The organism is Wenyingzhuangia fucanilytica, assembly GCF_001697185.1.
Lineage (GTDB): Bacteria > Bacteroidota > Bacteroidia > Flavobacteriales > Flavobacteriaceae > Wenyingzhuangia > Wenyingzhuangia fucanilytica.
This window is the reverse complement of sequence record NZ_CP014224.1, coordinates 2,331,755-2,355,015: the sequence shown is the minus strand read 5'-3', so window position 1 is coordinate 2,355,015 and position 23,261 is coordinate 2,331,755. Positions and strand designations below refer to the sequence as shown.

The 23,261-nt window shown below is 32.1% G+C and carries 14 protein-coding genes; 3 read left to right on the top strand and 11 right to left on the bottom strand.

Translation table 11 applies throughout. The features are described from left to right. Positions 1-6: 6 nt before the first annotated feature. From AXE80_RS09465 to clpB, 6 genes are all read right to left on the bottom strand, one after another. Complete coding sequence (locus tag AXE80_RS09465; protein WP_068826674.1) at positions 7-5,316, bottom strand: GEVED domain-containing protein; 5,310 nt, start codon at positions 5,314-5,316, stop codon at positions 7-9. 275 nt (positions 5,317-5,591) lie between these two features. Then, positions 5,592-10,931 (bottom strand): fibronectin type III domain-containing protein, encoded by a 5,340-nt coding sequence (locus tag AXE80_RS09460; protein ID WP_068826672.1) that lies wholly within the window; start codon positions 10,929-10,931, stop codon positions 5,592-5,594. A gap of 389 nt (positions 10,932-11,320) precedes the next feature. Beyond that, entirely contained in the window at positions 11,321-13,576 is a 2,256-nt protein-coding gene (locus AXE80_RS09455; RefSeq protein WP_068826670.1) for an FdhF/YdeP family oxidoreductase, read from the bottom strand. Positions 13,577-13,834: 258 nt separating this feature from the next. After that, positions 13,835-14,473, bottom strand: coding sequence for a peroxiredoxin (locus AXE80_RS09450; protein WP_068826667.1), 639 nt, complete (start codon positions 14,471-14,473; stop codon positions 13,835-13,837). Between the two features lie 5 nt (positions 14,474-14,478). Beyond that, on the bottom strand, positions 14,479-14,829 hold the full coding sequence (locus AXE80_RS09445; protein ID WP_068826665.1) for a gamma-glutamylcyclotransferase family protein: 351 nt from the start codon (positions 14,827-14,829) through the stop codon (positions 14,479-14,481). A gap of 123 nt (positions 14,830-14,952) precedes the next feature. Continuing rightward, complete coding sequence (gene clpB, locus AXE80_RS09440) at positions 14,953-17,541, bottom strand: ATP-dependent chaperone ClpB (protein ID WP_068826662.1); 2,589 nt, start codon at positions 17,539-17,541, stop codon at positions 14,953-14,955. Positions 17,542-17,806: 265 nt separating this feature from the next. On the opposite strand from clpB, the gene ytxJ reads away from it, so the two are divergent. Next, positions 17,807-18,178, top strand: a complete 372-nt coding sequence (gene ytxJ, locus AXE80_RS09435; protein ID WP_068826660.1) for a bacillithiol system redox-active protein YtxJ — start codon at positions 17,807-17,809, stop codon at positions 18,176-18,178. Positions 18,179-18,292: 114 nt separating this feature from the next. Then, positions 18,293-18,661: a toxin-antitoxin system YwqK family antitoxin gene (locus tag AXE80_RS09430; protein ID WP_083194639.1), complete on the top strand. Its 369-nt coding sequence runs from the start codon at positions 18,293-18,295 to the stop codon at positions 18,659-18,661. Positions 18,662-18,989: 328 nt separating this feature from the next. Here the strand turns inward: AXE80_RS09430 and AXE80_RS09425 are convergent, their stop codons facing one another. Both AXE80_RS09425 and AXE80_RS09420 read right to left on the bottom strand, forming a co-directional pair. After that, positions 18,990-19,790 (bottom strand): Cof-type HAD-IIB family hydrolase, encoded by an 801-nt coding sequence (locus AXE80_RS09425; RefSeq protein ID WP_068826654.1) that lies wholly within the window; start codon positions 19,788-19,790, stop codon positions 18,990-18,992. 50 nt (positions 19,791-19,840) lie between these two features. Next, on the bottom strand, positions 19,841-21,007 hold the full coding sequence (locus AXE80_RS09420) for a hypothetical protein (RefSeq protein WP_068826652.1): 1,167 nt from the start codon (positions 21,005-21,007) through the stop codon (positions 19,841-19,843). A 252-nt stretch (positions 21,008-21,259) separates the two neighbouring features. Between AXE80_RS09420 and glyA the strand changes: the two genes are divergently transcribed. Next, positions 21,260-22,534 (top strand): serine hydroxymethyltransferase, encoded by a 1,275-nt coding sequence (gene glyA, locus AXE80_RS09415; protein ID WP_068826651.1) that lies wholly within the window; start codon positions 21,260-21,262, stop codon positions 22,532-22,534. 50 nt (positions 22,535-22,584) lie between these two features. On the opposite strand, the gene AXE80_RS14450 is transcribed toward glyA, so the two are convergent. The 3 genes from AXE80_RS14450 to AXE80_RS14445 form a co-directional block, all read right to left on the bottom strand. Continuing rightward, the gene (locus AXE80_RS14450; RefSeq protein ID WP_169816822.1) at positions 22,585-22,749 is read right to left on the bottom strand and encodes a hypothetical protein; all 165 of its coding nucleotides are present in this window, start codon (positions 22,747-22,749) and stop codon (positions 22,585-22,587) included. A 77-nt stretch (positions 22,750-22,826) separates the two neighbouring features. Then, positions 22,827-22,985: a hypothetical protein gene (locus tag AXE80_RS14375; RefSeq protein WP_157359385.1), complete on the bottom strand. Its 159-nt coding sequence runs from the start codon at positions 22,983-22,985 to the stop codon at positions 22,827-22,829. A gap of 43 nt (positions 22,986-23,028) precedes the next feature. Next, the gene (locus AXE80_RS14445; RefSeq protein WP_169816821.1) at positions 23,029-23,178 is read right to left on the bottom strand and encodes a hypothetical protein; all 150 of its coding nucleotides are present in this window, start codon (positions 23,176-23,178) and stop codon (positions 23,029-23,031) included. Between the last annotated feature and the right edge of the window lie 83 nt (positions 23,179-23,261).

The window sequence follows — 23,261 nt, the reverse complement described above, 5'->3', positions numbered from 1 at the left end:
TAATATTTATTCAATAAACACTTTTTTCTTTATCACTCCATTGTCTGTGTGTATTTTAAGGATGTAGATATTTGGAGCAATATTTCCAGATGCTAAAGTTGTTTCTTTACTTTCATTAAAATCTGACCAAGTTTTTGTTTTTTGTCCAACAATACTAATTAAGTCAATGTTGTGTATACTGATGTTTTCATGATTTTTAATAATGATTGCATGAGAATTATTGTCATACATTACCGTTATAGGAGATGTGTTTAAATCATCGTTGTTTAAAGCGTCAGTATTGTCAAAAGCTAAGTAAAATCTATTGCTATAAGTATTTTGTGTCAAGTTAAGTGTAGCGGTTCCTCCGTTAATTTTGATTGCTGTATTATTAACAATGTCTTTTAAGTAAACATCTCTATCAACAGACTGCCATTCATCAATACTAATGGTTAATGCTCCATCGTACCCCATAACAACTTCTAAAGGAACTTCTAGTTCTTCACTAATTTCTTGAACACCTGCAATTACGTATTTTTGTTCATCATTAGGGAATTTCCAATATATATCTGTTGCGCCAGAATTAAAAGATGGTGCGTCGTGACCTTTATCATAAGCAAACGAATTATTTTGGTTGAATGATATTGCTATTTGTCTGTGTAAATCTATGTCTTCCTCATTTTTAAAATTCATTCCTACTTTAATGATAGGTATCATATTTTGTTTGTCTAAAGAAACGATAGGAAGGATTTTTTGAGTTTTAGTCATAAAGTTTTTTCCAGGAGTCTTGAAAAATACAGACTCACTTCCCTCGGTAATGTATTCTCTTTGACTGTTATTAAAGGTTACAGTACCTCCATCTGTGTCTCCTTGAATAAAAAACGCTTGTCCAACAGGAATGTATGCTTCTGGTGTTGTGTAATTTCCATTACCTAATGTTGGGGTTCCGTTGTTTTGGTTGTTGTTTATGGCAACTTGATCGGCAGATGTTCCTGTGTCTACGGTACGTGTAGCATAACCACCAATATAACCTCCATAATTATGACCAGAAGTACCGCTTGTACTTTGTTCACCTAAATGTTGCCAGAAGTATAAAATACCAGTAATTGCATCTTCGTTATCTTCAATAAATCGTTTGGCACTTATTGCAGAAGGATATGGATTTCCAACCAAATAAGATTCATCTGCTGCAATACTAGTTGTTAAATTACCGTCTTTAGGAGTTCCCACATAAGTGTAGTTTTGTGCTACACCAGTACCTTTCATGGTAAATCCATCAGTTTGTTGGATGTATTCAAGTGATTTTTTTTGCACATAATCATCTACACTACCTGTAGCACTTTTATAAGTGTATATCCAGTGTTCTGCAATAGAAATTGGTGTGGTAGCAGCTCCATCATATCCACCTATAAAATTAATATTAACAGCGCTTGAGGTACTAGAGGTAGGAATTGTTCCGTCTTTTAATACATCAGCCAGCGTAAAAGTAGTTTCACCAATACTGTTCATGGGTGATGAAAAGTAGCTAAACCTATATATACTTGCGTTAGTGGTGTTTCTATCAATATAAAACTTTCCGGTTCCAATAATTTGCTCGGTTCCAGTATGTGTTTGTATTAATTGTGAAGTTCCAGCTAATTTAATTTCGGCAGTGGAATTCACATTTATACTATTGCTTACAACTAATAATTGGTTTGTAAGTGTTAGTTTATTACTGTTAGTAACACTTAATTTACGTGCTTTTATAGGATTACTAGTTTCTTCATAATTTTGACTGATAATCACTTCTCTAGATCTATCAGGTGTTCCGTTATTCCATGTGCTTGAACTTAATGTAGTAGCTCCAAAGTTATGGACACCTAATCTAGCATTTAATGTAGCTCCTGCAAAAGTTACTTCTGATAATAAAGGTGCGTTAGGGTGTCTTTCTGGTCCACCATTGTCTAAATCTCTGTATGGGTTTAAATTGTCATTAACAAAGGCTGTCCATTCACTAGCAGTATAGGTAGTGTTGTAGTTTGATACATCATCGTTACGTACAAAAGAAGTATTGTCAGTAATATTAGATACTACATCAAATCTATTTTCCCATGCAATTGTTCCTGTTTCTGAAACAATGGCAATAATGTCATCTCCTCCATCAAATACTGTAATAGCATTATTGTCTAATGGAGTGATTGGTGATACATTAATTGAAGAAGATGATGATTTAATTAATGTACTAGCTCCAGCAGCTAAAGGAGTATTAACTGTGTAAATGTCAGTTGGACTAACTCCTGTTTGATCACCAGAGGTGTCTTCAAATAAAGCCAGAATTAATGTGTTAGTAGGAATAGTGGTTTCACTTTTATTAGTGATTTCTATCCATCTTTCTCCTAATTCTGTATGGTATACTTGAGTAATCATAGCGGCTTCAAAAGGAGTGGTGTCTTTTGCTTCTATATAAAGATCATAATCTTCAATGTCTCCTGCGTTGTTGTCGTAATCACAAGGTCCAGAAGGTAATTGGTCTTCTAGCATTGCAAAACGAATTCTAGTTTTACCTATGCTTGCAGAGATTGGAATTGAAATACTAGATAATGTTTCTGCAAACGAAGTACCGGTACTACTGTTTAAGTTGCTATAAATCTGTTCTCCACTGTCTTCAAAGTCACCATCTTGATTAAAATCTATCCATGCAATAAAACCTACAGTTGACGAGTTCGATTTTTGATAAGTGATGGTTCCAGATATAGTTCCTCCAGCAGTAACTGTCGTTGAAGTTCCGTCAAAATATTGATAAGGTCCACTATTACTACTAGTGGTTTGATTGATATCTCCAGAGTTTATATTTGTGTTACTAATATAAAAATTTGTATCAAGATTAATATTTGCATTGTTATGATCACAGTATTCAATTGCAATGGTATCAAAAGTTGTTGAGGCAGTTGTAGTGTTACCACATGCGGCATCAACATCTAAACTAACTCTAACTTCGTATTCAGAACCATTGTTTAAACCGGTTAGTTCTATGTTGGTTTCAGTAGATGATGTTTCAATCCATGTTCCGCTGCTTGTTTCTTTGTATTCAATAATAAAGCCCACATCATCTACAGCATCCCAATTTACTGTAGCGGTTGTTTCTGTAATATTTGTAACGCTAACATTGGTAGGTGTAGTAGGAGTTTGGATGTTAATTGTTTGTACGCTCTGAGCAGTAGTACTTCCGTTATCAAAAGTCCATGTAATACTTCCACTTTGGGTAAGAGTAGTATTGTCTGTTGTTGTGGCTGTAATTTGTGTTCCACATAGGTAATCCATTACAGGAGCAGTTGCCGTGTAGGTACAAAAAGCATCAACAGGGTCAAGGGCAGGAGAGGTAAAAGCTCCTGAAAATGGCGAAATATTTACTGTAGCGGTACAAGTATCTGTTAATCCATCTAAATCAGTAACAGTTAAGGTAACCGTATTGTCTCCTAGATCATTACAAGTAAAAGTAGTTTTATCTAAAGATAAAAGTAGGTTACCACTAGGGTCAATATCATCTGTAGAGCCATTGTTAATTTGATCTGGAGTAATGGTTAAATTACCAGCAACATCTAAATTTAAATTTAAAGTCCCAATACAAACAGCTGTTGGTGGTGCAGGAACAGGTCTGATGTATATATCATAGTCTTCAATATCTCCATTTTGATTATAGGTACATGCGTCTGTAGGTATCTGGTTGTGTAGCATAACTACTCTCATTCTTGTTTTACCAGATGTTGCAGTTGTAGGAACGGTTACAGAAAAGTTTTCGGTAATGGTTACTGTTGGTGGATTCCCTGAAGTTAAATTACTATAAATTACTTCACCTGGTGTTTCAAAGTCACCATTTTGATTGTAATCTATCCAAATAATAAAACCAGCGGTATTGTTTTGATCTTTTTGATATACAACAGTTCCTGATAGATTTTCTCCAGCAGTTACTGTTGTAGAGGTTCCATTATAATAATTATAAGGTCCATCATTTTTACCTGATGACTTGTTGATGCTACCAATAGTTGTTTGACTAATGTAGTATTTGTTATTTTGGCTAATACTCACCTCTCCACCATCACAATATTCTACTTCTATGGTATTAAATGTAGTAGAGCTAGTATAACTAGCACAGCTTGCATTTACAGCTACTTGAACTTCATAATTACTTCCGTTGTCTAAACCTGTTAAGGTGATGAATTTATTAGTACTTGTAGTTTGTAGCCATATTCCGCTTGTTGTTGTTTTGTATCTTATTTTAAAAGGCCCACTGTCTACAGCATTCCAGCTAATTTTTGCTGTTGTTTCTGTAATGCTAGAGGTTGTTACAGATGTTGGAGTGGTAGGTTGAATAATATTGATGGTCTGCACACTTGTTTCTGTTGTAGTACCATTGTTAAAACTCCAGGTGATACTACCAGAACTTGTTAAGGTTGTGTTGTCTGTAGTAGTTGCATTAATTTGTTGACCACATTGATAATCCATAGTAGGAGCTGTAGCTGTATATGAACAGTAAGCATTTATTGTCTCTAATGTTGGAGCAGTAAATGGCCCAGAGTATGAGCTTACATTTACAGTAGCTGTACAAGTGTCTGTTAATCCATCAGTATCTGTAACGGTTAAAGTAACGGTATTAGCTCCAATATCATTACAAGTAAAAGTACTTTTGTTTAAGGATAAAGTTAAGCTTTCAGGAGCATCAAAATCATCAAAAGATCCATTGTTGATTTGACTAGGCGTAATAGTGGCTGTTCCCGAAACATTTAAATTTACATTTAAACTACCAATACATAATGCTGTTGGTGGTGTAGGTACGGGTAAAATATTAATATTATAATCTTCAACCTCCCCATTTTGATAACCTAAATCTTGTGGGGTGGGAGCTCCGCTATTGTGCTTTATTGCAACTCTCATTCTTGGTGTTGCGGTAGCTGCTCCACTAGGTACAGTAAAATTAAAGGATCTAGAGGTACTTGAATTTGAAGATGATTCTCCTGTTAAAGAATATATTTCTTCACCAACATCTATAAAATCACCATCATTATTATAATCTATCCAAATTTTAATATAATAGGTGTTCCATTTTTTAGCTCTAAAATTAATAGTCCCTGTGTAATTTGTGTTTTTGTTTACAGAGGTAGAGCTACTACTGTAGTAAGTGTATTTATTAGCAGAATTTGTGCTACTATTATCAATATCTCCTAATAAAATTCTAGAAATATAATAGTCTTTATTATCTGTGATGTTGATAGGATCAGTATAAGTAGCTTGTGCACTAATATTGTTATAGGATAACAAAATCATGCTTAGAACTAAAAAAAAGTGGTATTTGATTTTCATAATATCAAATTAAAAATATGTGTAATACCTATTAAGTTTTCCTAGTTCACTTTTTATATATTATTAAGGTGAGGAGTTAACCATTTGTTTAATAGGTGTTTATTTGTTTTGTGGGGTAATTTCATTGTTAATATAAAAGTACGTTTTTTTAAGTAATCATACTAACATTTGTTAGTGTTTTGGAGTGTGTATGAGTGTTAAGTTTTTGGTATAAAAAAACCAGAGAAATTTATTTCTCTGGTTATATTTAAATCTAACTATTATTTATAGTGAAGTTATTTTTTATATATAAATATTTTTTTCTTAATAATCCCTTTATCTGTAGCTACTTTTAGGATATAAACATTTGGTGCTAGATTTCCAGGATGTAAAGTGATTTCTGAATCATTATTAAATCTATCCCAAGTGTTAATTTGTTTTCCTGTGATACTGAATAAATTAACTTTTGTGATTTTAATGTTTTCAGTATTTTTTATCAAGATATTATTAAGATCGCTATTGTAAGAGATTTTAATATTTTCAGTTATCAAATTATCGGTGTTTAACGTTCCTTGATTATTAAAAGATAAATAAAATCTATTACTATACGTGTCTTTAGATAGGTTAAGTTTAGCTGCATTACCGTTTAATTTTGTAGCTGTTTTATTTTCTATATCTTTTAAATATACATCTCTATCTACAGCTTGCCATTCATCAACCTTAAGGGTTATTTCTCCGTCATAACCCATTTTGATTTCTAAAGGAACGTCTAAATGATCATTAATTTTTTGTACCCCTGCAATAGAATATTTGTCCTCATCTTCTGGGAATTTCCAATAGATGTCTGTTGATCCCTCGTTGTAAGAAGGGGAGTCGTATCCGTTTTCGTATGCAAAGGTGTTTCCTTCTGTAAATGATATTCCAATTTGACGATGTAAATTTTCATTGTCATCATTTATGAAGTTCATCCCTAATTTAATAATAGGTGTTTTGTTTTCTGTACTATTAGTTTTGTAATTAACAGTTTTTAGGTTAGCATTTAAATACCTTGGCTTTTCTGCGGTTTTAAAAAATACAGATTGCTCTCCCTCTTGAATGTATTCTCTTTGACTGTTGTTAAAAGTAAGCGTACCACCATCTATGTCTCCTTGTACAAAGAATCCTTGTCCTACAGGAATGTATGCTTTAGGTTCTGCATATTCTCCATTTCCTAAAGTTGGAGTTCCATTGTCTTCGTTATTATTACTTTGAACTTGGTCTGCAGAAACCCCCATCACTAAGTTTCGAGTAGCATAACCACCAACATATCCAGCATAGCTATGACCGGCTTCTCCTGTAGCATTTTTCTCTCCGTTGTGTTGCCAAAAGTATAAAGTACCTGTAATAGTGTTTATATTGTCTTTGATGAATTTATCAACGTTCAGTGCAGATGGGTATGGGTTACCAGTTATATACGATTCGTAACCACCAATATTAGTTGTTAAGTCACCGTCTTTTGCAACACCCGTAAAAGTGTAATTTTGAGCTACACCAGGACCCTTGATAAGGAAACCATCTGTTTGAGCGATTGTTCCTGTTGATCCTTTTTGGATATATCCATCTCCACTTCCTGAGTTTGTAGGATAAGTGTAAATCCAATAATTTGCTATAGAAATTGGAGTAGTTGCAGCACCATTGTATCCGCTAACAAAATTAATATCAACAGCACTAGAGGTTTCTGATGTTGGAATAGTACCATCTTTTAGTACATCAGCAAGTGTAAAACTAGATTTGTTAATACTGTTAACAGGCGATGAAAAATAATTAAATCTATAAATACTCGCTATAGATGATTTTTGATCGATAAATATTTTTCCTATTGATGAAACTTGTTTTGCTCCTGTATGAGTTTGTACCAGTTGAGATCCATCTGCAAGCCTAACCTCGGCACTACTATTAATGTTAAGGTTGTTTGTAATTACTAATAATTGATTGGTAATTGTTAGTTTAGAACTACCTGTAACATCTAATTTTCTAGCACTAAGTGTAGATGAGGTTTCGTTGTAGTTTTCAGAAACTATTACGTATCTAGATCTATCTGGAAGTCCATTTGTCCAAGCATTTGAACTTCTAGTTGTAGCTCCAAAAGCATGTGTTCCTAATTTTATATTAGCTGTAAGGTTATTAGTGGTTGCATAAGTTACTTCTGATAGCAATGGAGCGTTAGCATGTCTTTGTACCGTAGGAACTAAATCATCATTTACAAAAGCAGTCCATTCGCTAGAAGTATAGGTGCTGTTATATGTTAAAATTTCATCATTACGAACATAAGAGGTATTGTCTGCAATACTAGAAATAACATCAAATCTATTTTCCCATGCAGTAGTATTAGTTTCGCTTATGATGGCAATAATATCGTTAGCTCCATCAAAGTCAGTAATATTTGCATCAACAGTTCCATCTCCTATTAAAGAAGAGCTACTGCTTTTGATTAGTGTTGATTGATTTTGAGCTAAAGCAACATTGATTATGTATGTAGCCGTTGGAAGCACATCTGTTTGATCCCCTGTTTTGTCTTTAAATAATCCAAGTGTTAAGGTACCTGAAGGAATAGTTGTAGCTCCTTGGTTGGTAACTTCTATCCATCTTTCTCCTGCAGATGTATGATATACTTGAGTAATCATTGCAGTTTCAAACAAACTAGTATCCCTAGGATCTATAAAAATATCGTAATCTTCTATGTCTCCAGGATCATTTGAAAAATCACAAGAACTAACTGGTTCTTGGTCTTTATTAATGGCAATACGGATTCTAGTTTTACCTGTAGTAGCGTTTGTAGGTATAGTTACACTAAATGATCTACTTACAGAAGTTCCGTTAGCTTCATTAAAATCAGAATAGATTTTTTCGTCAGTATCTTCAAAATCTCCATCTTGGTTAAGGTCTATCCAAATGCTAAGACCAACGTCAGCTGAATTTGCTTTAGAATAATTAATAGTTCCAGAAAGTGTTTCTCCAGCGGCAATAGTTGTTGAGGTTCCTCCGAAATAATTATAACGATTTCCGCTACTATTTGTAGTGTTGTTAATTGTTCCAATAGAGGTATTACTAATGTAATAGTTATTATCGCTAGCTAGATTAGTTCCTGTACAGTAGTTAAAAGCTGATGTGGTAAAAGTTTCTAATGAAGAAAATATGTCACAACTAGCGTCGAAACCAACTTGTACTTCATATTCAGTATCGTTATCTAAGCCTGATAGAGTGATGTTTGTATCAGAAGTAGTAGATTCTAACCATGCATCACTACTGTTAGCGTATCGATATCTTATTTTGTAGGGTCCCGAATTACTAGCGCTCCAGTTTATTTTAGCTGTTGTTTGGGTAATTTCGCTAGTACTTACACTTGTAGGTGCAGAAGGTGTAATAATATTAATTGTTTGCGTACTAGTTGTAGTGTTTTCACCATTGTCAAAAGTCCAAGTGATAGTAGTTGTGCTACTAATAATATCTTCTTCAGAATAAGTACTACTGGTTCCTGTAATTTGTTGTCCACATAGATAATTAATTACTGGAGGAGTTACAGAATATGAACAATATGAATCAACATCCTCTAAAGTATCTACAGTAAAAGGACCTGAATAATTAGATACATTTACTGTGGCAGTACATGTGTTGGTTAAACCAAAAGTATTGGTAACAGTTAAAGTAACGGTATTTTCTCCTACATCATTACAATCAAAAGTGGTTTTGTCAATTGATAAAGTAAAATTAGAATCGCTATTATAACCGTTAGTTGAACCATCGTCTATATCATCTGCAGTAATTGTAGCTTCTCCAGAAATATCTAAGTTAATGTCTAAACTCCCAATACAGTTTGCTACTGGAGTTGGTTGAGACCCCATAACTACTTTATAGTCTTGAATTTCTCCGGATTGATTGTCAAAGTCACAAGAGCTTGTAGGTAATCCGTTGTGTTTTATTGCAATACGCATTCTTGTTTGTCCCGGTAATGCATCAATAGGAACGGCAATGTCAGTTAATTGAACAGTACCTGTTCCGCTTACTCTATCTAGTTCAGTTTCATATACTTTTTCATTAACATCATCAAAAAAACCATCTTGATTAAAATCGACCCATGCAACAAATCCAGCATCATTATATGTGTTTTTTTTATAATTTACAGTTCCAGAAAAAGTAAGTCCTGGGGTTAAGTTTGTAGAATAACTTGTGTAATCATTATAAAAATTAGTGTTTTCTCCTACATTATTTTTATCCAATGCAATAGTTCCAATATCTACTTTGTTTATTCTATAATCACCACTGTAGTTAAGATTTACATCAACAATACAATACTCTAAGTCTGTAGTTGTAAAATAAAATAAATCGCTGTAAACACCACAATCCCCATCAATACTTATTTGTACCTCGTATTCGGTACTGCTACTTAGTCCTGTAATGGTAATTTCTTTATTAGTAGAAGTTGTATTGGTCCATGCATCAGAACTATCTTTATATCTGTATCTTATTTTATAAGGACCTAGAGTGTCATCATCATCATCTCCATCTCCATCAATATTATTGTGTTTCCAAAATATTTTAGCTGATGTTTTACTAATGTTTGTAGCTCCAACTCCCGTAGGTTTTTCTGAGGAATAAAAAATAACTGTTTGATTGCTGGTTACTGAATCTTCTCCATTTGTAAAAGTCCATGTTATAGTAGTGTTACTACTAATTACTTGCCCTGTTAGATTACTTGTACCTGTGATTTGTTGTCCACATTGATAGTTCATAATTGGGGCAACAACAGTATAATCACAATAAGTGTTTACAGGTTCTAATGTAGGGGCTACAAACGAAGATGAACTTACAGATACATTTACAATAGCTGTACAGGTATCTGTTAATCCGTCGCTATCGGTTACAGTTAAAGTTACTTCATTTGCTCCAAGATCATTACAGTTAAAAGTAGTTTTGTTTAACGAGTAAGAAAGAGCTAAACCATTAGCATCATCATATACATCAGTAGATCCATTGTTTATTTGTGCTGGTGTAATAGTTGCATTACCTGCAACATCTAACTCCACATTTAAACTTCCCACACAGTTAGCTACTGGGGGAGCAGGAAGTGCTTTGATGTTTAAACTATAATCTTCTGTTTCTCCAGACTGGTATGCAGTATTACATATTCCTATATTATTCCTAACTACCATTACTCTTAAACGAGCTGTACCTACAGAAGCATTGCTAGGAACCGTAAACGTAATTGATCTATTATAAGTTTGTGCAGCTTGACTCCCGCTATAACTTGCAAGTTCTACAGCGTTACTAAAGTCACCATCGTTTCCATAGTCTATCCAAACTTTTGCATAGTGTCCGTTGTATGATGGAACTCTATAGGTAAGTAACATAGTGTACTGTTGCCCAACGGTTAAATCAGTAGAAAGATTGTTGAAGAATGTATACCTGTCAGAGTTGGTACTAGTGGTTGTAGTATTGTCTATTTGACCAATTGTAACATTAGTTATATAATGTGCATCATTATTAAAGTGTGTAGGCTTACAATATGGGCTAGCGCTATTTGTTTGTGCGTTTACTTTAAAAATTGATAACAATAGGAAAATTCCTGTTATTAACGGGAGGTTGTACTTTGTTTTCATATATTATATCAAAAACTTAATTTGTTTTATGATTTTTTTTGAATTATTCATGTCTTTTTTATAGCAATATTTTGCTTATTTCCTAGCTAATAGAGCTTTAAAAATTTGCTGCAAATATAAGATTTTGAATTGTTTAAGAATAAGGATATCAGCTAATTAATTTGATATATGTTATGAATTTAACATTTGTTAAGTTTGTGTAAAAGAGTTAGGTAAATTAAAGGAGGTGTTGATTTTTTTTAAATATAAAAATTGAAAAAAACAATCTATTTTTTTACGAATTAGGAGGTAACTTACATATTGTTTTTTTTCAAAAAAGAGGCTCATGAAAATGTTTTCATGAGTCTCTTTAGTAGGGTGAAAATAAGAACTAAGTCTTTCCGTAAGTTTTAGCTCTTTTTTATTTTAACTTTTACAGATTTTGAAGAAGGTGTATGGCTTAAATTAGCAGTTAAATCTATAGGAACTAAAGGATTAGATTCAGGGTAATATGTTGCTATACATCCTTTAGGGATATTATAAGGCACAACACTAAAATCATCAACTTGGCGTTTAATGTTGTTGTAGTTGTTGTAAAGTGATATTTTATCTCCTTTTTGTAATCCTATTTTTTTTGCGTCTTCAGGGTTTATAAAAACGACCATTCTACCATTGTATATTCCTCTATAACGATCATCTAAACCATAAATAGTGGTGTTAAATTGATCGTGACTACGAGTGGTCATCATGATAAAATCATCACTTTCTAAAGAAATATCACTTAATTTATTGATCGTGAAATTTGCTTTTTTGTTAGGAGTGGTAAAATTCCCAGTTCTTGCTCCGTTTGGTAATTCAAATCCAATAGGTTGTTTTACTCGTTCGTTATAATTTTCAAAACCATTAATTGTTTTGGCAATTAAATCTCTGATGTGATCGTAATCTTGAATTAAAAAATCCCAATGAACTTTGTTTTGTTTTAAGGTAGCTTTAGCAATATTGGCTACAATTACAGGTTCACTTTCTACAAAATCGGAAGGAGGTGTTAAGGCTCCTTTACTACTGTGAACTACTCCCATGGAATTTTCTACTGTTACAAATTGTGCTTTTCCATTTTTTATATACTTATCAGTTCTTCCCATAGATGGAAGAATTAAAGCGGTTTTCCCTGGAGTTAAATGTGAACGATTTAATTTGGTAGATATATGTACAGTTAAATTACAGTTTTCTAATGCTTTTGTAGTGTAATGGGTGTCTGGAGCAGCAGATAAAAAATTACCACCCATTCCTATAAAAACTTTTACTTTTTTGTGATACATGGCTGTAATAGCATCAACAACAGAATACCCATGTTCTTTAGGAGGGGTAAAACCAAAGTTTTCTGCTATTTTATCTAACAACTCTTTAGAGGGTTTTTCGGCAATTCCCATAGTTCTATCTCCTTGTACATTACTATGCCCGCGAACAGGACAAGTTCCTGCACCTTCTTTTCCGATACTTCCTTTGATTAAAAGTAAATTTACAACTTCTTGAATATTATCTACACCATTTACATGCTGTGTCAATCCCATTCCCCAACAAGTAATAATTTTGTTTCTTTGAGCAATCAACTCAACCAAAGTATCAATTTCTTTAGTAGATAATCCTGTTCTGTTGATTAGGTTTTCTAGATTGTGCGTTAGTAACTCTTCTTTAAATTGTTGAAATCCTTCTGTTTTTTGGGTGATGAATTCTTGATCTAAAATTTTAGGATTTTTTTCTGATAAATGAAACAACTTTATCATTACAGCTTTTAATAGAGCCACATCTTCGTTGATTTTAATCTGAAGATATAAATCAGCAATATCAGTTCCATTTGCCAAAATTCCTTTAGGGGTTTGTGGGTTTTTAAAATTCATTAATCCAGCTTCTTTTAATGGATTAATGGCCACTACCTTTGCTCCGTTCTTTTTTGCTTTTTCTAAGCATGACAACATTCTGGGGTGATTGGTAGCAGGGTTTTGCCCAAAAATTAAAATTAATTCAGCTTTATACAAATCATCTAAAGTAACAGAACCTTTTCCTATACCAACAGTTTTAGATAAAGCCACGCCGCTAGATTCATGACACATATTAGAACAATCAGGTAAATTATTAGTTCCGTACATTCTAACAAAAAGTTGATATAAAAATGCAGCTTCGTTACTAGTTCTTCCGGATGTGTAAAAAGCAGCTTCGTTAGGATGACTAAGTGTGTTTAATTCTTGTCCAATAATTTTGTTGGCTTCGCTCCAAGAAATAGGGGTGTAGTGAGTCTCGTTTTCTTTTAATATCATAGGGTGTGTTAACCTTCCTTGTTGCCCCAACCAATAATCACTTTGTTGTTGTAATTCTTTTACTGAGTATTTTGAAAAAAAAATTGGATCTACTCGGTTTTCCATTGCTTCTTCAGCAATGGCTTTAACTCCATTTTCGCAAAACTCACCCAATTTAGATCTATGTGATGGATCTGGCCAAGCACAACCAGGGCAATCAACACCATCTTTTTGATTTAGTTTGCTTAATACTTTAAAAGAATTCTTTACAGACATTCTACTTAGTATTTGTTGTAATGAAATAAATACCGCTTTTATTCCTGCAGCACTATTGGCTTGTTTTCCAATAAAAAGGCTTTTCTTGTTATTCATAATCTATGGGCTAACTAATAAGGGACTTCCTTTTTGTAAATATATACTTTGTAAAAGTTACAATTCTAAGGTTATTTATTGAAATGTTTTGAAACCTTATTGCTCATTTTTTGAACAAGATTGATTTGTCTATTATTTAGTAAGATGATATAAAATTTGAGAAGTGATTTTGTTAAGGGTTTGTATTACTAAAGACATGTTGAAATAAAAAACTCCATAAATTATATTTATGGAGTTTTAAGTTTTCTAAAGTTACTTTTAGATATTTGGTTGAGGTGTAGTTCTTAGGTAAGGTTTTATTTCTTTGTGACCTTTTGGGAACATGTCTGGAATTTGCTCGTTGCTAATAGCAGGAGCAATAACTACATCTTCTCCATGTTTCCAGTTAGCTGGTGTTGCTACTTTGTGATATGCAGTTAACTGTAAAGAATCTATTACTCTTAGTAATTCATCAAAATTTCTTCCTGTAGAAGCAGGATAAGTAATGATTAATTTTATTTTTTTATCTGGTCCAATAACAAAGACAGAACGAACAGTTAATTTATCATCTGCATTAGGATGAATCATATCATATAGGTTGGCAACTTTGTTGTCTTCATCTGCAATAATAGGAAAGTTAACAGTAGTGCTTTGAGTTTCGTTGATATCTTTAATCCATCCGTGGTGAGATTCAATTCCATCAACACTTAAAGCTACAACTTTAACATTTCTTTTGTCAAATTCTGCTTTGTATTTAGCAACAGTTCCTAGTTCTGTAGTACATACAGGAGTGTAATCAGCAGGGTGAGAGAATAAAATTCCCCAACCATCACCTAACCAATCGTGAAAGTTAATTTCTCCTTCTGTAGTTTGTGCTGTAAAGTTTGGTGCTAAATCACCTAATCTTAATGTGCTCATTTTTTTTATTTTAAATTATTTGTAGTATACGTCCAGCTTTTTTTGCCAGATTGTAATATGACTTCGATTTTTTTTATGTTGCTATTACCTTTCATAGCAATCTCATTGATTTTGTTTAATTCTTCATTAGTTAACTCAAATACCGTACCTATAATTTCATCATTAGGGTTGTTAGTAAGTGTGGCAATAGGGTGTGAATTATTATCAATTAAATTAATAATTTCAGGGTTTAAAACTTTAATATTATTGAGTTTGTATCCTTTAAGAATATCTTTGGTACCAGGTAATAATTTTCCAAATGTTTCGATTTGGGTTTTATCAAACTGTAATGTACCATAGGAGAAAAATAATAGCATATTTGGAGGTTTTAGGTAATTAAATATAACTTTTTTATAGATAAATATAAAGTTTGGGGTTGCCTTTTTAGAAATAAAACCTCTTTGAATAACTTACAAAGAGGTTCTAAATCTAACTAAAATCTATAAACTATTAAAAAATAATTTTCCATCTATAACATCTAATTCAATACGACTTTTATCGTGTACTTTACCAGCGAGTATTTCTTTTGATAAAAGATTTAACACCTCTTTTTGTATGACACGCTTAACAGGTCTTGCTCCAAACTCTGGATTATATCCTTTTTTAGCTAAAGCTAATTTTGCCTTTTCCGTTGCCGTTAATGAAATTTCTTTACTAGCAAGCAAACTTGTTAATCCTTTTAGATGTAATTCTACTATTTGACTAATTTCGTTAATGTCTAGTGGAGTAAACATTACAATTTCATCAATACGGTTGATAAACTCTGGTCTTACAATTTGTTTTAAGTTTTGTAAAACTTCACCTTTAGCAACTTCGGATATTTCTGCACGGTTTTTAGCGATAGCTTTTTCAAAACGTTCTTGTATAATTTCAGCTCCCATGTTAGAAGTCATGATGATTATAGTGTTTTTAAAATCAGCTAAACGACCTTTGTTATCAGTTAACCTACCTTCATCTAATACTTGTAGTAAAATATTAAAAGTATCAGGATGCGCTTTTTCAATTTCATCTAACAAGATAACTGAGTAGGGTCTACGTCTTACAGCTTCGGTTAATTGTCCACCTTCATCATATCCCACATATCCAGGAGGTGCTCCAACCAATCTACTTACAGAATGACGTTCTTGGTACTCACTCATGTCAATTCGAGTTAGGGCATTTTCATCATCAAATAAATATTCAGCTAAGGCTTTGGCTAGCTCGGTTTTACCCACACCAGTAGTTCCTAAAAACAAGAAAGTTCCTAATGGTTTTCTAGCATCTTGCAATCCGGCTCTAGAACGTCTTACAGCATCAGCAATAGCTTCAATAGCATCTTCTTGACCAACCACTCTTTGGTGCAATTCATCTTCTAGTTTTAAAAGTTTTTCTCTCTCACTTTGCAACATTTTTTGAATTGGAACTCCAGTCCATTTTGCTACTACTTCTGCAATGTTATCTTCTGTAACTTCTTCTTTAACTAAAGAACTATCTTGATTTTGAGCCATGATTTCTTGAGCAGTTTCTAAGCGAGTTTGGGCATCTTTAATTTTACCATATCTCAACTCTGCTACCAAACCGTAATTTCCATCTCGTTCTGCTTTTTCTGCTTCGTGTTTGTATTGATCAATTTCGTCTTTAATAGTTTGAATATTGTCTACAACTTCTTTTTCAGATTTCCATTGGGTGTATATTGCATCACGTTGTTCTTTAACATTTGCTAAATCTTTACGTAAAAGAGATAGTTTTTTCTCATCTTTTTCGCGTTTAATGGCCTCAATTTCAATTTCAATCTGCATTACTTTTCTATCTAATACATCCAGTTCTTCTGGTTTAGAATTGATTTCCATACGCATTTTAGCAGCAGCTTCGTCCATTAAATCGATGGCTTTATCTGGCAAAAAACGATTGGTAATATAACGCTGACTTAGTTCTACTGCAGCAATGATAGCGCTGTCTTTAATTTGAACTTTATGATGCGCTTCGTACTTTTCTTTAATTCCACGTAAAATAGAAATAGCACTTTCAGTATCAGGTTCATTCACGACTACTTTTTGGAAACGTCTTTCTAGAGCTTTGTCTTTTTCAAAATACTTTTGATATTCATCTAAAGTTGTAGCACCAATAGCTCTTAGTTCTCCACGAGCCAAGGCAGGTTTTAAAATGTTGGCAGCATCCATGGCTCCTTCACCCCCTCCAGCACCTACTAAAGTATGAATTTCATCAATAAACAATACAATATCTCCTTCGGCAGAAGTTACTTCTTTTACTACAGATTTTAAACGTTCTTCAAACTCTCCTTTGTATTTTGCACCAGCAATTAAGGCACCCATATCTAAAGAAAACACTTGTTTGTCTTTTAGGTTTTCTGGCACATCACCTTTTACAATTCTGTGAGCCAAACCTTCTGCAATAGCTGTTTTACCAACTCCAGGTTCACCAATTAACATTGGGTTGTTTTTGGTTCTACGAGATAAGATTTGTAGAATTCTACGGATTTCTTCATCACGACCAATCACAGGATCTAATTTACCAGTACTCGCAAGTTTGTTTAAATCTTTAGCGTATTTGTTTAAAGAATTATAAGTTTCTTCTGCGCTTTGAGAGGTAACTTTTTGTCCTTTTCTAATTTCATCAATAGCAGCTTTTAATCCTTTTTCTGTAACCCCTTGGTCTTTTAAAAGTTGACTAACAGTGTCTTTATTATTTAATATTGCAAGTAGTAAATGTTCTATGGAAACATATTCATCATCCATTTTTTTGGCAATATTACTTGCATCGGTTAATGTTCTTGCAGATGTGTTAGACAAACCTATTTGACCACCCGTTACTTTAGGGAAGCTTTCTAATGTTTTGTTTAATATTTGAGGAAGAATATCAATATTTACTTGTAACTTTTTTAAGATAAAAGGAGTTACGTGCTCATCTACCTCTAAAATAGCTTTAAGTAGGTGAGTGTTTTCTATTTGTTGATGTCCTAATCCTTGAGCAATTTGTTGTGCTTGTTGAACAACTTCTTGCGATTTTATGGTATAATTGTTAAAATTCATAAGTTGCTTTTTTTAGGTTGATAATCCTTTTTCAGTTTTATTATTTGATTTATCTATAGTCAAAATACATTCCCATTTAAATAACCTGTAAAAATGTCTACTAAAAAGACTTTTTGTCTGTGTAAAGAGTTGATTTTAAGTTTTTCTATGATTTTTTGACAGGAAAAATATATTTGTAAGGTTGTTAGTAGCAATCGACAATAAAGAAACAAGAATTTAATTTATAAAGGAGTATTTTTGTACTTACAAATCATAAACATGAGATATGGGATTATTAGATAGTATTTTAGGAAAAAATAAAGGAGAAAAGCAAGAAGGTAATGTGGTGAAATGGATACCATTAACAGCGGTTTCTCAGTTAGATAATATTGTTGAAGTTTCTAAAACTAATAAAGCAATTATTTTTAAGCATAGTACACGTTGTAGTATTAGCGCTAGTGTTTTAAATAAGTTTGAAAAAAAGATAGGAGAGGGGTATCAGTTGTATTTCTTAGATTTAATTAATCATAGAGATGTTTCTAATGCAATTGCAGAGCAGTTTAATATTGTTCATGAATCTCCTCAAGCTATACTTCTTGAGAATGGAAAAGTAAGTCAACAAGCTTCACATTACGAGATATTAGAGTTAGATTTATAGGAAAGTCTTTCATTTACAATTAGTTAGTTTTCAATGTTAAATTAATGTTAAGTTAATGTTGATTGAATGTAAAATATTTAGTATATTTGGAATATCAACATAAAAGAATCAATCATGAAAGGAATAGCATTAATATTATCATTATTCGTAGGTGTGTTTACTTACGCTCAAAACGACGTTAAAATTGTAAAACAAGGAGACATGTATAAGGTAACTTATTTTCATGAAAATGGAAAAGTAGCTCAGACAGGTTTTATTGATGCAGATAAAAAAATGCAAGGAACTTGGATTGCATATGCTCCTACTGGAGAAAAGAAATCTACAGGAGAATATAAAGACGGTAAAAAAACTGGTACCTGGTATTTTGAAAGTAATACTAATTCTGTAACTCAAGTAGATTATGGTACAGATAGTAGAGTGGCGAGTGTTTATCAATTAAAGTCAGATAAGTCTCAATTAGCAGATAGCGATACTGAAGAATAAAAAAATATATAAAATTTAAAAGCCACTCATTGAGTGGCTTTTTTTTATCTTGTAGTTTCAGAAATTTTTTCAGGAATACCAGTTTTTACACATAAAGGCTTATTAATAAGTTTAATCCATGCATAAAGTGTATAGCATTGTGAACAAGTATACAATGTCATAAAAAATAAAAGTTTAGAACCGCTTTTTCGCTTTCTTCTAAACCTTAATGTTGAGTTACAACATGGACAGTGTTTTTTAATCATAATCCAATAGTTAAGTTAGTTGGCTACAAATTTATGATAAAAAAACATTATAACGGTTGATGTTTGTTAGTGTTGTAATACTTTTAAAGCATGTACTTCTCTATAACCTCTGCCACCCCATCGTTATTATTAGATGATACAATTAAATTTGCTTTATCTTTTAATTCAGGAGTTACATTGTCTACCCATACACCTAAACCGGCAAATTCTACCATTGTTAAATCGTTTTCTGCATTTCCTACAGCAATGGTTTCTTCTTGTTTTATTCCTAATTGATCTATCAATCTTTTTAAAGTAGCAGCTTTATCTATACCCTGAGGCATTACCTCTAAAAAGAATGGTTTAGATAACGATACACTTAAATCAGCTCTATAAGATTTAAGTTTGGCTTCTACACTTTTTAAATAACTAGGTTCTTCTAACAACAAACATTTAACACAGTTTTTGGTAATGTTGGCTTTTAAATCCTTAACAATAGTATAAGGCATTCCTGTTATTTTTTTTTCAACATCAATATATTCAGATTCTTGAGTTCCAATAATATTTCCGTTGTGGTAGGTAATAAACGCTGTTTTATGTTCTTGACTAAAATCGAATAGTTGATGGATATCTTTAACCTCTAGAGTTTGTTCAAAAATACAAGCTTCATTAACCATATTAATTATTTGACCACCATTGAATGAAATGATGTATGAATTGTATTTGTCAAGCTCTAATTCTTTGGCATAATTAACCATAGCTGGAGTAGGTCTACCCGAGGCTAGTACCACATATTTTCCTGCTTCTTGAGCGGCTTTTATGGCTTTTTTATTTCTGTTAGAAATGGTGTGATCATCTTTTAATAAAGTATCATCCATGTCTAAAACTATCATTTTGTATTCCATCCTGTTGTTTTTAGGTAAAACGGTAATAAATTAAGAAGTGGCAAAGATAGTTAGAAATTATATTTAACTAGTGCTTCTTGCAACTGACATTTTACATCGTTACCAGTATCAGTAATCATTTGTTCATTACTTGGAAATGGAATTTCTCTATTAGCTAACATATCAATAAAATGATCATCTAAGGCTCTTTTGTCTCCACTTTGAGTAGCAAAATAATGATCAAATATAAATAGGCTACTTATAGGCATGCTAAATAAAACTTGGTTGTTGTCAATTTTACTAATACTAGCTCTTGCTTTAATTTCACAAGTTTTGGTTTGAGAAAATTGATGAAATTTACTAGTTATTTTAACTTTTTTATCTCTTTTGATATCATTTCCTTTGCTATCTTTTTGAACATTTCCGTTTTTATCTAATACATATTCTTTTCCTTGAACAATTTCTTTTTGTTTGGTAAAAATAGATTCTTTAACTCGTTCAGGACTTATGATGATTTCATCATAAATTAATTTTAGTTCAAAATCATAGTGGATGTTGTTATCAACATAAGTTTGGTATGTCGTCCAATAATTATCTAAATTATATTGTTCTAGGTTTAATAAATTATCTGCTAATTTTTGTGGAATTATTTGACTTGTGTTGTTGTGAAAAGAAATAATCACATAACCCATTCCTTTAGCTCTAGAAACATCAATTAAACTAGGAACATTTTTATAGTTTGGATTGATTTCCTGTAAATAGTTAAAATCATCATGAGCCTCTCTAATAAACTGTTTGTTTTTTGAAGCTAGTTTATCATTGGCTTTTTTATATAAGTATTCAGATAATTTATTTCGGGTACTTAATGTTTCAGAAGTGTAGTTTTCTGTTTTAAAATTAAACCCATTAATAGGCAACAAAGGGCGTATTTTATTTTGTCTTTGTTCTAATTTTAGTAACACATTAAATTTTTGCTCTAAACTTTCTGGATTTGAGTCTTGTGTTAGATAGGCTAAAGTTCGCTTGTCCTTTTCAACCGCTTTATTATATGATTCAAACAATAATTGATGAAACTCAGGAGCTTTTTTACCATATCTATTTTTTTGTAAATAATTTAAAGATTGATCTATAGCTTGATCATAATTTCCTTGTGCCAAAAATTTTTGAGTACTTTTTAAACCACTACAGCTTATTATTGAGCTTATAAATAAAAGTAAAAGGAGTAATTTTTTTATCATAGTATGTTTTTTAGAGGTCAGACAAAATTAATGCCAATAAAATTAAAAACCTTGTTTTAAATAAGATTATAAAGGACTGTTTTAAGGCCAAAAAGGAAAAAAATCTGTTTTGTAATGATAATATTAATCTAAAAAGTATAGAATTCTATATAGAAGTAAACTAAAGAAATATATTCTTACTTCTTTTGGTTATGTGTGAGTAAATATTTATTATTTTTGCAACTCATTTTCAACCTCAAAAACACCTAGAATATGAAACGTGATCAAATCATATTTGATTTAATTCAAGACGAAAAAGAAAGACAATTAAAAGGAATTGAATTAATTGCTTCTGAAAACTTTGTTAGTGAACAAGTAATGGAAGCTCAAGGTTCTGTTTTAACAAATAAATATGCTGAAGGGTATCCTGGAAAAAGATACTATGGAGGATGTGAAGTTGTTGATATTGTTGAACAGTTAGCAATAGATAGAGCTAAAGAATTATACGGTGCTGAATACGTAAACGTACAGCCTCACTCAGGTTCTCAAGCAAATGCAGCAGTGTATTTTGCTGTATTAGAGCCAGGAGATAAAATTTTAGGTTTTGACTTATCTCACGGTGGTCACTTAACACATGGTTCTCCAGTAAACTTTTCAGGAAAAATTTACAAAGCTGTACACTATGGTGTAGATAAAGAAACTGAGGTTTTAAACTACGATAACATTTTAGAAATTGCTAAGGCAGAAAAACCAAAAATGATTGTTGCTGGTGCTTCTTCTTACTCAAGAGATATTGATTTTGCTAAGTTTAGAGAAATTGCTGACGAAGTAGGAGCTTATTTATTAGCTGATATTTCTCATCCATCTGGAATGATTGCAAAAGGAATCTTAAATGATCCAATGCCTCACTGTCACTTTGTAACTACAACTACTCACAAGACTTTAAGAGGTCCAAGAGGAGGTATGATTATGATGGGTAAAGACTTTGAAAATAGAGATGGAATTAAGTTAAAGAATGGTAACTTAAAAATGATGTCTGCTATGATTAATGGAGCTGTATTCCCAGGAATGCAAGGTGGGCCATTAGAGCACGTTATTGCTGCAAAAGCTATTGCTTTAGGTGAAGCTTTAACAGATGAGTACTTACACTACCAAGTTCAAGTTAAAAAGAATGCTGCTAGATTAGCAAAAGAATTAGTAGCTAAAGATTATAAAATTATTTCTGGAGGTACAGACAACCACTGTATGTTAATTGACTTAAGAAATAAAAACTTATCTGGTAAAGATGCTGAGCAAGCGTTGGTAAAAGCAGATATTACTGTAAATAAAAACATGGTTCCTTATGATACTCGTTCTCCATTTGTAACTTCAGGTATCCGTTTAGGAGCATCTGCAGTAACTACTCGTGGATTAAAAGAGGACGATATGGCTGTGGTAGCTAACTTTATTGATGAAGTAATCAATAACTTTGAAAACGAAGAAGTTTTAGAAGCTGTAGCTAATAAAGTAAATGAATTTATGCAAGATAGACCATTATTCCAATGGTAATCTATTTTAGATAAAATTAAAAAGAGCCGCTAATTTTAGCGGCTCTTTTTTTATTTGGGAGGTAAGGTTTCTATTTTTTTCTGGTGATATAGCTTACCAGTGTCTTGATTATAATCACAATCTTGAAAAATACCACAAGAAGTGTTTGCTCTTACTAAAGACTTATTGCTTTGTAGTTTAGACAAAGCCTGTATGTTTTCATTTAAATATTTCATAATTGCTTTTTTTATAGGTCAACTTTTTTAGTACAAACTTACAGCAAAAAAGAAATTATAAGATGACTTTTTTGTTATTAAAATGATAAGCTACGTGGACCCTGGCCAGATTCTTTTACTAAAAAAATATTATAATCAGATATTTTAAAAATACCATCAGTAATAGAACGATTAGCCAAAGACTTACTACTTACTTTTTTTGTCAATGCTTCTATGTTTTTATTTAAATAAGCCATAATTAAAATATTTTTAGGTTACTGATTTTGTTATCTATGATTACTAAGCTTTATTGCTTTGAAGACAATTCTTTACAACAGGACTGTTGTAATCACAATTTTGAAATATACCACATGATGTTGAATAATCTATTAGAGATTTTTCATTAGCTCTTTTACCAATTTCTTCGATGTTTTTGTTTAAATACTTCATAATGTTTGAATTTTAAATATTAGTAATATTTCATATGGTAAAGCTATAAAACACTGACAGTAAACAAACTGCGTTATAACAGT

Excerpts from the sequence above, each read along its gene's own strand:
- AXE80_RS14375 (WP_157359385.1), bottom strand. The coding sequence starts at position 22,985 with ATGGCTTATTTAAATAAAAACATAGAAGCATTGACAAAAAAAGTAAGT.
- glyA (WP_068826651.1), top strand. The coding sequence starts at position 21,260 with ATGAAACGTGATCAAATCATATTTGATTTAATTCAAGACGAAAAAGAA.
- AXE80_RS09425 (WP_068826654.1), bottom strand. The coding sequence starts at position 19,790 with ATGGAATACAAAATGATAGTTTTAGACATGGATGATACTTTATTAAAA.
- AXE80_RS09465 (WP_068826674.1), bottom strand. The coding sequence starts at position 5,316 with ATGAAAATCAAATACCACTTTTTTTTAGTTCTAAGCATGATTTTGTTA.
- AXE80_RS09460 (WP_068826672.1), bottom strand. The coding sequence starts at position 10,931 with ATGAAAACAAAGTACAACCTCCCGTTAATAACAGGAATTTTCCTATTG.
- AXE80_RS14445 (WP_169816821.1), bottom strand. The coding sequence starts at position 23,178 with ATGAAGTATTTAAACAAAAACATCGAAGAAATTGGTAAAAGAGCTAAT.
- AXE80_RS09455 (WP_068826670.1), bottom strand. The coding sequence starts at position 13,576 with ATGAATAACAAGAAAAGCCTTTTTATTGGAAAACAAGCCAATAGTGCT.
- AXE80_RS09450 (WP_068826667.1), bottom strand. The coding sequence starts at position 14,473 with ATGAGCACATTAAGATTAGGTGATTTAGCACCAAACTTTACAGCACAA.
- AXE80_RS09445 (WP_068826665.1), bottom strand. The coding sequence starts at position 14,829 with ATGCTATTATTTTTCTCCTATGGTACATTACAGTTTGATAAAACCCAA.
- AXE80_RS09430 (WP_083194639.1), top strand. The coding sequence starts at position 18,293 with ATGAAAGGAATAGCATTAATATTATCATTATTCGTAGGTGTGTTTACT.
- AXE80_RS09420 (WP_068826652.1), bottom strand. The coding sequence starts at position 21,007 with ATGATAAAAAAATTACTCCTTTTACTTTTATTTATAAGCTCAATAATA.
- ytxJ (WP_068826660.1), top strand. The coding sequence starts at position 17,807 with ATGGGATTATTAGATAGTATTTTAGGAAAAAATAAAGGAGAAAAGCAA.
- clpB (WP_068826662.1), bottom strand. The coding sequence starts at position 17,541 with ATGAATTTTAACAATTATACCATAAAATCGCAAGAAGTTGTTCAACAA.
- AXE80_RS14450 (WP_169816822.1), bottom strand. The coding sequence starts at position 22,749 with ATGAAATATTTAAATGAAAACATACAGGCTTTGTCTAAACTACAAAGC.